Source organism: Frankia sp. CcWB3, from assembly GCF_977927595.1.
This window is the reverse complement of record NZ_CDWRCK010000037.1, coordinates 15,187-23,784: the sequence shown is the minus strand read 5'-3', so window position 1 is coordinate 23,784 and position 8,598 is coordinate 15,187. Positions and strand designations below refer to the sequence as shown.

The window sequence follows — 8,598 nt, the reverse complement described above, 5'->3', positions numbered from 1 at the left end:
ATGATCTTCGCTTCCTCCTGGCCATCGATCCGCCAGCCGACAACGCCAATGTCGCGCTGCAACTGGAGGAGGTCACTGACTACCGCTGGGCCCCGTTGACCGAACTGCCCGACCGTCTGGGCGACCGTACCCGAGCTACCCTCTTCGCTCGACCCTGAATTGATCATCCGGGACCGACTTCTTAGGAACGCAGAGATCAAAATGGCGGCCACGACGTCCCCTGATGCAGAGGGCATGATCGCCATCGCTAATGTTCTCTACCCCGTCAAGCTACCGCGAGGACCCCGCTCATGCCGTTGCGGATTCTCCGATCACGCGGGGTCGCGGGCGCCAACCTGATCCAGGTTCTGATGGTCGCCACGATGTTCTCGTTCCAGATCCTCGTCGCCCTCTACCTGCAGAACGTACTCGGCTACATCGCTGCCAAGACCGGCCTCGCGATGCTCCCGGCGGCGGGCGTCATCGGCGCGGTGTCGCTGGGCGTGTCCGCCCGGCTGATCGCCCGCCTCGGGGAACACACCGTCCTGCTGGCGGGGCTGGTGCTTCTCGCCGGGGTTCTCGGGCTGCTCACCCGCGTACCCGTGCACGCGCACTACCTCACCGACCTGCTTCCGGTGATGCTGTTCACCGCGGGCTTCGGGCTCGCCCTGCCGGCGCTGACGACGCTCAGCATGTCCGGCGCCGGTGACGACGACGCCGGACTCGCCTCCGGCCTGTTCAACACCGCCCAGCAGATCGGCATGGCGATGGGCGTAGCGGTGCTGTCCGCCCTGGCCGCCGCCCGCACCGACGGACTGCTCGCCCGGGGCGAGAGCCGGGCCACGGCGTTGACCGGCGGATACCGTCTGGCCTTCACCGTCGGCCTCGGACTGCTCGCCACCGCCTTCGCCGTCGCGTTCGCCGTGCTGCGCCGGCCCGCCCGGTGAGGTGAACTGCCGCGCACACGAGCCGCTGAGCATCACCGAGCGCACGACCGGCCGGCCGCCCGCACCTGTCCACCGTCGCCTACCAGTGGAGTCCCGAGAAGCGGGTACCGCGGATCTCCGCCACGGCCGACCGCCTCAAGGTGCGTCACCCTCGACGTGACCCGCACCGCCCTGCCCGTCACGCACCGCCCTGCCCGTCACGCATGGACGAAACGGCCTTCCTGCCCGCTCGGCAACCACAGCACCGAGTAACGGTAATCGAACATAGGTTCGACATCCGAGGTGGGGTGATCTACGCTTGATCCATGACCGCCGCCGATCCGGCCGCCGATCCGGCCGCCGGGCAGCATCGGGTGCTGTCCGGGTTGGTGGGGGTGGCCGGTCAGGTGGGTGGCCTGGTGGAGGCGCCGGTGTGGTCGTTGTCGGACGCCGAATTGTACGGCGCCCTGGACGACTGTTCGGTGGAGCTGGCCCGCCTGGCCGCGGTGCGGCTCGCGCTGGTGCGGGAGGCTCATAGGCGGAACCTGTCCGCGCAGGAGGGCGCGGCCGGTACGGCGGCGTTGCTGCGGGAACGGCTGCGGATGCGTCCCGTCGACGCCCGGCGTCTGCTTGATCTCGCGATTGCCGTGGATGGCCCGCTGGCCGCGACCGGCGCCGCCCTGACCGCCGGTGTGATCACTGTAGAGCAAGCGTGGGAGATCCACCTGGCGCTGCGTTCCCTGCCGCGCGGCCTTGGCGCCGAGGTGTATACCGCCGCGGAGGCTTCGCTGCTGGAGCTGGCCGGGATGTTCGACCCCGCGGAGCTAGCCCGTCTCGGCCGGCACCTGCGCGAACAGCTCACCCAGATCGATACCAGCCCCGGCGGCGACGGGCCCACCGACAACGGTCACCACAACGACCCGGACAGCCAGGACGGTGCGGGCGGCACGGACAGTCGGAGCGGCACGGACAACCGGGACGGTGTGCCGGGTCCCGGTGGTGATCCTGCGGACCGGCGGGGTCTGTGGTTGACCGACCTCCCGGGCGGGATCACGCGGATCAGCGGCACCCTTGATGCCGAGGCCGCCGCCCTGCTGCGTTCGGCGTTGGATCCGCTGGCCGGACCCCGCCCCGGCGATGACGGCGCCGCCGATCCGCGTTCCCCGGCGCGGCGGCGTGCCGACGCCTTCGTCGAGCTGTTCCACCGCGTGCTCGGTGCCGGCGTTCTGCCCGTGACCGGTGGGGTGCGCCCGCATCTGACGGTGACCGTGCCGTGGGCGGCGCTGCTCGGCCACGGCGGGCCTCCGGCCTCGACCGGCTGGGGTCAGCCGCTGCCGGCCGGTGTGCTGCGCCGCCTGGCCTGCGACGCCTCGGTCGGCCGGGTGCTGTTCGATGCGGCCAGCGTTCCGTTGGATGTCGGTCGTGCCTACCGGACCGCACCGGCGGATCTGCGTCGCGCCGTCATCGCCCGCGATGTCTGCTGCGCGTATCCGGGGTGTGATCGTCCGTCGTCGTGGTGTGAAATTCACCATGTTCGTCATTGGATAGACGGCGGAGAAACCTCGCTCGACAATCTGGTATTGCTGTGCGGATATCATCACCGGTTCGTGCACCACCAGGGTTGGACCGTCCGGCTCGGCCCCGACCGCCGGCCCGAGTTCCTTCCCCCACCCTGGATCGACCCCGCACGAAAACCCCGCCGCAACCCCTATTCACGACATACCGCCGACCTCCTACACACCGCGCCCGGCGGATAGCCATCGCTTCGCACCGGATTCAGGCGAGCAGCGAGGCGAAACCAGTGGCTCAGCCGACCGCAGCCGGCCACGGCCCAGATCATCAGTCCGCCGCCGAGACCACTACCAATCGTGTCGTCGCCCCTCCGCCACCCGCGCCCAGTCCCTGACGACCCACGAACCTCCCAAGGCCCACACTGCTTGGTAGGCACCCCGCCGGTAGGCACACCGCCGGTAGGCACACCTTCCTGGAGAGCCGATGACGCCCGACATCGCCGTGGCCCGCGAGCTACTCGCCGCCCAGCCCTTCAGTCGGCTGCTCGGCGCCCGACTCAGCCGCTTCGAGGCAGGGGTGGCCGAGCTGACCATCCCACTCGGAGATCATCTGCGCCAGCAGCACGGCGGGGCGCTGAGCTACGCCGCCGACACGGCCCTCACCTTCGCCGCCGGCAGCATCGCGGGGGACGCCGTCCTGACCTCCGAGATGAAGATCAATTATATCCGGGGGGCGCGGGGCGACGAGCTCATCACCCGCGCCGAGGTCGTCCATGCCGGTTCCACCCTGGTCACCGTGCGCTGCGAGGTCTTCGACCGCGGCGGGTACGGGGACGGGGAACGGCTCTGCGCCGTCGCGCTCGGCACCGTCGCGCGCCGCTGACCACCGGCACGCCCCTCGTGACGACCAGGCTTCCGTAGGCTCGAAGGAGTGTACGGCCGAGCCCCCGGAGGTGCACATGGCCAGCAGCGTGAAGACGGCGGACCGGCCGATGCGCTCGCACGCGCGCCGCAACCGCGAGCGGATCCTCGAGGTGGCCCGGGACGCCTTCGCCGGCAGCGACAGGGACATCTCCCTCAACGAGGTCACCAGGCAGGCGGGGGTCGGGATCGGCACGCTCTTCCGGCACTTCCCCAACCGGGACGCGCTGCTCGAGGCGCTGCTGCAGGACCGGGCCGCCGCGCTACTCGACGAGGTGGACCGGCTGCTGGACGCCCCGGACGCGGGCGCGGCACTGTTCGGCTGGCTTGACAAACTGATCGCACACATCGCGACCTACCGGGGGGTGGCCGCCAGGCTGCTCACCATGGTGCGCGACGAGGAGACGGAGCTGCACGCGTCCTGCCACTCCCTCGAGCAGGCGACGCTGGCACTCCTCGTCCGGGCCCAGCGGGCCGGCGACGTCCGGTCGGACGTGCGGATCGAGGAGGTGATCTCTCTCGTGACCGCTATCGGCTGGATCCGGGAACAGGCGCCGGAGCGGGCGGGCCACGCCCGGCCCCTACTCTCGATCATGACCGATGGCCTGCGGGTTCAGTCCGGGCCGACGACCGGTGATACCCCGAGGTCTTACAAAACGGAGCACCACACCGGTACGGTGTCATAGACGACGGATCATGACGGATCACCCGGGGGGAGGCGGTGCCATGGGCGGCGGCGTTCCCGCGCGCCACCGACGCCCGGCCGTTCCCGACGAGGCCGCGGATAGCACCGCGATGCGGGACGCTGAACCTGCCCGGCTGATTCCCGGCACGCACCACCTGGCACGGGCCTGACCGGCTATCTTGCCCCGCCTCGAAGGCGTCCGGCTGGCCGACATCCCGGCCGGTTACGTACCGGTTACGTATTAGGAGAACCGGTTACGCACCACAAGCGTATGCACCAGAAGGGAAGGACCTGGCGAGCGACGACACGGCGCCGGACGGCTCGGCGAGGAAGGGTCGGCTGCGGCTCGGGGCGTTACTGCACGGCGTCGGCGGCACCGTCGCCGGCTGGCGCCACCCCGACGTGCCGGCGGACGGGGCCATCGACTTCGACCTCTACCGGCGATGGATCCGCACCGCCGAGAACGGCCGCTTCGACCTCGTCTTCATCACCGACACCCTCTACGTCACCGCGGAGTCCACCCCGCAGTACCTGGCGCAGTTCGAACCGGTCGCACTGCTCGGCGCGCTCGCCGCGGCGAGCAGCCACATCGGCCTGGTCGGCACGATCTCCACCTCCTACAGCGAGCCGTTCGTCATCGCCCGCCAACTCGCCACCGTCGACCACATCAGCGCCGGCCGGGCCGGGATCAACATCGTGACCTCCGCGCCGGCGGGAACCGCGCTGAACTTCAGCCGCTCCGAGAAGGAGCACCCCGAACACGACACGCGCTACCGGATCGCGGCCGAGTACCTCGACGTTCTGCGTGGCCTGTGGGACTCCTGGGAGGACGGCGCCCTGCTCCGAGACAAGGAGTCGGGGTGTTCTTCGACCGTGCGCGGCTGCACACCCTCGACCGCCGCGGGGAGTACTTCTCCGTGCGGGGACCGCTGAACATCGAACGGCCGCCGCAGGGCTACCCGATGATCTTTCAGGCCGGCCGGCCGGCGGGTGTGCCCCTGCTGTTCATCGCGGTCACCGTGTTCGTCGCCCCGACCGAAGCGGCGGCCGAACGCCTTTACCAGGAGGTGGCCGGCCTGGTCAACACCGACGAGGCGCTGCGCTATCTCTCCCTCATCTTCGGTCAGCACGACTTCGGCGGCTACGACCTGGACGCCCCCTTCCCCGAGCTGGGTGAGATCGGCAACGACGGCTTCCAGGACAGCACCCGTCGGATCAAGCAGATGGCCCGGGAACCGGGGCTGACCTTGCGCCAGGTCGCGCTGGAGGCGGTGACCCCCCGCGGGGAGTTCATCGGGACGCCCGAGCAGATCGCCGACCGCATGCAGGAATGGTTCACATCCGGAGCCACGGACGGTTTCATGCTTCTGGAGGCGATGCCACGCGGTCTGGAGGCCTTCGTCGAGCTGGTGGTCCCGATCCTGCAGGAACGCGGGCTGACCCAGCGCGAGTACACCGGCGGAACCTTCCGTGAGTCCCTCGGTCTGCCGATCCCCCCCAACCGTTTCACGAAGCAGGACGTCGCAGCCGACCCCACCGGCCCAGACAGCCCAGATAACCCAGATAGCCCCGCCGGTTAGTCGACAGGGAGAGGACCGGGCGGCGGGTGGCTCGCCGCGAGCAGCGGACGCGAGCGGGCGGGTCGCGCGTGCCGGCGGGTCGCGAAGGCCCGCAGGAAGGTCCGCACGCCCATGCGTACGGCGTCGTCGAGGTCGACCGGGCGGATGGGCCGGGTGCCCAGCGCCGACAACGCCGGGAGGTCTCCGGCAACGAGCGACATGAACTGGCTCGCGGCGCTCTCGGGATCATCGACGTCGAGATGCCCGCGGTTCGCCAGCCGCGCGAGCCGTCCGGCCAAGGCGTTCACGACCGGCTGCCCCCGAGCGACACCACCTCGTCGTACAGGTCGGGCATGTGGGGGCCTCGGCGTACAGCAACCGCTGCAACGCCCAGCCCTCATCGCTGAGCTGGCATTCCAGGATCAACAGCCAGCACTGGAGCAGAACACCCTGGGAGTGCTCGGCCTCGTCCTCGCGGCGATCGTCGGCGCCGAGTTCATGCTTCAGCTCGACGGCACGATCGTCACCGTCGCGCTACTCGATCTTCAGACGGATCTGGGCCTGTCCGCCGGCTCGGCGACATACTCGGCCACCGCACCACCTTCATCGCGGGCACCAGCCTGCTCGCCGCCGCGTCCCTGCTCGCGGGACTCGCACCGGGCGTGGGCCTGCTGCTCACCGGCCGTGTCCTGCAGGGCGGCGGGGCGGCGCTGGCCGGCCCCGCGGGGCTCGCGCTGCTCGCGACGACCTTCAGCGGGGTGCGCCAGCAACGGGCGTTCGCCGTCTACTCGACGGTGACGGGGCTCGCGGCGTCCGCCGGCATGGTGCTCGGGGGGATCCTCACCGACCTCACGAACTGGCGGGGGACGCTGCTGATCAACGCTCCGATCGGCCTCGCCGTCGCGGTGCTCGCCGCCCGGGTGGTGCCCCCGCTCCTCGGGCGGCCAATCGGCCGGCCCTGGACCTCGCGGGGGCGGTCCTGTCGGTGCTCGGCATGACGGCCCTGGTGTTCGGCTTCGTGCGGGCCGCCGACTCGGGAGCCGTCGCGGGTCTGGCGGGCGGTGTGGTGGTCCTGGCGGGCTTCACGCTGCGGGAGTCGCCGGCGGCATCGCCCCTGCTCCCCCTGCGGGTGCTCACCCACCGGGCCGGGCGGGCGCGTTCGTCGACCTGCTGCTGATGGCGTTCGTGCTGACGAGCTTCCTGTTCTTCCTGACCCAGTTCCTCCAGCGGGTCCTCGACCTGGAGCCGCTCGTCACGGGGCTCGCGTTCCTGCCGTTCGGCGTGTCCCTGCTGCTGACCGCCCGATCCGTGCCCAGGATCCTCGCCCACCTGAACCCGCGGGCGCTGGCCCTCATCGGCTTCACCGTGATCATCCTGGCGATGCTCTGGCTCAGCCTGCTCGACGCCGGCAGCCGCTACGCCGTCGACGTCCTCGCCCCGATCATCCTGCTGGGCACGGGCGCCGGGGCGGCCGTGGTGCCGCTCAACCTCATCGTCCTGTCGCAGACCGCTCCCGAGGATGTCGGTGTCACCTCCGCCGTGCTCCAGTCCGCGTTGTCGGTCGGCGGGTCCCTCGGCCTCGCCGTCCTGCTGACCCTGTTCACCGGCGCGGACGGCGTCGCCACGGGCGCCGCGCGCGCCTTCCTGGGCGGCGCGGTCATCGCCGCGGTCGCCGTCCTGATCGGCCTCGCGGTCTGGTACCTGCCCGGACGCCGATCCGCCGACCCGGCCAGCTGAATCAGCGCGGCCCGGACCTCGTGGGTTTCGCCCTTCTCCGCGGTCCGGACTGTCGGTCCGGGCTGTCGGTCCGGACTGTCGCCTCGATGCCGCCGTTCGGTTTCTCCGGCGGCACGGACGGACAGACGGACAGACGGACACGGACGGACAGATGGGTAAGAGCGGCCCGTGCGGGAACTGGTACTCCGAAGGATGCGTATCCGCAGACCCCGATGAAGGGAGCCGATCAAATGACCACGACAGCCGAGACCGGGAACGTCACCGGCACGAAGGACGCCCAGTACGACCTGCTGTGGTTCACGGAGAGGTGCCTGAGCAACGCGCTGCGGCTGGAGACCTACATCGGCGACGCCGAGCGCGACGGCGACCAAGAACTGGCGAACCTGTTCCGCCGGGCGCAAAACGAGAGCCGCAAGGGCGCCGAGGAGGGCAAGCAGCTGCTACGCAACCGGCTCTGACCCGACCCCTCCCCACCTCCTCCGGTGACTTGCCCCGGTGACCTGCCTCCTCCGGTCCGATCAGCGCCTGGATGCTCCCCTTGCCCACCGGGCGCCCGGTACCCCGGGACGGCAGGTGACCGACCGCGGAGACGACCGACCGGTGTACGGTCCGCAGTGTCTTGCCGGTCGGTCGCCACGATCGCCGAGTGCGGTCTCGTCGGGTTTCCCGCACGGGTGCCATGGGCATCATCCCCGGTCAACCCCAACCGAAACCCACGAGGGAACTACGTACTGTAAGTAGATCGGGTGACGGGCGGATCAGGGTGACGGGCGGATCGGTCCGTGTGAGCGGAGCGCGCGAGGTGGCGCCAGACCATGTCGGGGTCGGCCACGAGGAGGTCGGCCACGACGACGTGGCCGTTGCGCAGCGGCTGGCGGTGCCGGACCGGCACCGCCAGCCATCGGGCGAGCGTGAGCAGGTCGTCGTCGCGGCGGACGGTGAAGCCGTGGGCGGCAAGCATCCGACGCATCGCGGCGGGGGTCCATGCCGAGCGGTTGGGTTCGCGGGCCAGGGGATCGGGGCGCCGTGACACGATGGTTAGCACCCGTGCCGCCAGCCGGCCGAGAAGCGCCGAGAGCGTCGGCGTGTGGTAGTGAACGATCAGGCGGCTTCCCGGGGTCGAGCGCCCCGCGACGACCCGGGTCGTGGCGGCGACTTGGCCCCGGGTGAGGTAGGGCACGACACCCTCCCAGATCCAGACCGTCGGCACCGTCGGCCGATGCCCTACCGACGTCAGGGCCGCATCGAGGTCGTCGCGGCTGAAGTCCACCGGCACAAAG

11 protein-coding genes and 1 pseudogene are annotated in these 8,598 nt (G+C 70.6%); 10 read left to right on the top strand and 2 right to left on the bottom strand.

The features are described 5' to 3' along the window. Positions 1 to 263 precede the first annotated feature (263 nt). From ACY5KJ_RS05125 to ACY5KJ_RS05100, 6 genes and pseudogenes are all read left to right on the top strand, one after another. Positions 264 to 926: pseudogene (locus ACY5KJ_RS05125) on the top strand (MFS transporter); the annotation flags it as partial. Positions 927 to 1,231: 305 nt separating this feature from the next. Then, positions 1,232 to 2,662, top strand: coding sequence for an HNH endonuclease signature motif containing protein (locus ACY5KJ_RS05120; RefSeq protein WP_462202885.1), 1,431 nt, complete (start codon positions 1,232 to 1,234; stop codon positions 2,660 to 2,662). Between the two features lie 238 nt (positions 2,663 to 2,900). Beyond that, positions 2,901 to 3,299 (top strand): PaaI family thioesterase, encoded by a 399-nt coding sequence (locus ACY5KJ_RS05115; RefSeq protein ID WP_462186922.1) that lies wholly within the window; start codon positions 2,901 to 2,903, stop codon positions 3,297 to 3,299. Between the two features lie 76 nt (positions 3,300 to 3,375). Further along, complete coding sequence (locus tag ACY5KJ_RS05110) at positions 3,376 to 4,023, top strand: TetR/AcrR family transcriptional regulator (RefSeq protein WP_462186921.1); 648 nt, start codon at positions 3,376 to 3,378, stop codon at positions 4,021 to 4,023. 401 nt (positions 4,024 to 4,424) lie between these two features. Then, positions 4,425 to 4,955: an LLM class flavin-dependent oxidoreductase gene (locus tag ACY5KJ_RS05105; RefSeq protein WP_462186920.1), complete on the top strand. Its 531-nt coding sequence runs from the start codon at positions 4,425 to 4,427 to the stop codon at positions 4,953 to 4,955. Continuing rightward, complete coding sequence (locus ACY5KJ_RS05100) at positions 4,883 to 5,602, top strand: LLM class oxidoreductase (protein ID WP_462186919.1); 720 nt, start codon at positions 4,883 to 4,885, stop codon at positions 5,600 to 5,602. The genes ACY5KJ_RS05105 and ACY5KJ_RS05100 overlap by 73 nt, the downstream gene beginning before the upstream one ends. On the opposite strand, the gene ACY5KJ_RS05095 is transcribed toward ACY5KJ_RS05100, so the two are convergent. Next, positions 5,599 to 5,889 (bottom strand): TetR/AcrR family transcriptional regulator C-terminal domain-containing protein, encoded by a 291-nt coding sequence (locus tag ACY5KJ_RS05095; RefSeq protein WP_462186917.1) that lies wholly within the window; start codon positions 5,887 to 5,889, stop codon positions 5,599 to 5,601. The genes ACY5KJ_RS05100 and ACY5KJ_RS05095 overlap by 4 nt on opposite strands. A 105-nt stretch (positions 5,890 to 5,994) precedes the next feature. Between ACY5KJ_RS05095 and ACY5KJ_RS05090 the strand changes: the two genes are divergently transcribed. The 4 genes from ACY5KJ_RS05090 to ACY5KJ_RS05075 all read left to right on the top strand — a co-directional run bounded on the left by ACY5KJ_RS05090 (position 5,995) and on the right by ACY5KJ_RS05075 (position 7,776). Next, positions 5,995 to 6,579, top strand: a complete 585-nt coding sequence (locus tag ACY5KJ_RS05090) for an MFS transporter (RefSeq protein ID WP_462186928.1) — start codon at positions 5,995 to 5,997, stop codon at positions 6,577 to 6,579. Next, entirely contained in the window at positions 6,576 to 6,758 is a 183-nt protein-coding gene (locus ACY5KJ_RS05085) for a hypothetical protein (protein WP_462186916.1), read from the top strand. The genes ACY5KJ_RS05090 and ACY5KJ_RS05085 overlap by 4 nt, the downstream gene beginning before the upstream one ends. Beyond that, positions 6,758 to 7,318, top strand: a complete 561-nt coding sequence (locus tag ACY5KJ_RS05080; RefSeq protein ID WP_462202884.1) for an MFS transporter — start codon at positions 6,758 to 6,760, stop codon at positions 7,316 to 7,318. Before ACY5KJ_RS05085 ends, ACY5KJ_RS05080 begins: the two co-directional genes overlap by 1 nt. A 230-nt stretch (positions 7,319 to 7,548) precedes the next feature. After that, on the top strand, positions 7,549 to 7,776 hold the full coding sequence (locus ACY5KJ_RS05075; RefSeq protein ID WP_462186927.1) for a hypothetical protein: 228 nt from the start codon (positions 7,549 to 7,551) through the stop codon (positions 7,774 to 7,776). A 266-nt stretch (positions 7,777 to 8,042) separates the two neighbouring features. On the opposite strand, the gene ACY5KJ_RS05070 is transcribed toward ACY5KJ_RS05075, so the two are convergent. Beyond that, positions 8,043 to 8,598: class I SAM-dependent methyltransferase (locus ACY5KJ_RS05070; protein WP_462202883.1), on the bottom strand; the 556-nt coding region annotated here is incomplete at its 5' end.

What these genes read in the sequence shown, in the direction of transcription:
- ACY5KJ_RS05120 (WP_462202885.1), top strand. Translation starts at nt 1,232, where the DNA reads ATGACCGCCGCCGATCCGGCCGCCGATCCGGCCGCCGGGCAGCATCGG.
- ACY5KJ_RS05080 (WP_462202884.1), top strand. Translation starts at nt 6,758, where the DNA reads ATGGCGTTCGTGCTGACGAGCTTCCTGTTCTTCCTGACCCAGTTCCTC.
- ACY5KJ_RS05115 (WP_462186922.1), top strand. Translation starts at nt 2,901, where the DNA reads ATGACGCCCGACATCGCCGTGGCCCGCGAGCTACTCGCCGCCCAGCCC.
- ACY5KJ_RS05075 (WP_462186927.1), top strand. Translation starts at nt 7,549, where the DNA reads ATGACCACGACAGCCGAGACCGGGAACGTCACCGGCACGAAGGACGCC.
- ACY5KJ_RS05085 (WP_462186916.1), top strand. Translation starts at nt 6,576, where the DNA reads ATGACGGCCCTGGTGTTCGGCTTCGTGCGGGCCGCCGACTCGGGAGCC.
- ACY5KJ_RS05110 (WP_462186921.1), top strand. Translation starts at nt 3,376, where the DNA reads ATGGCCAGCAGCGTGAAGACGGCGGACCGGCCGATGCGCTCGCACGCG.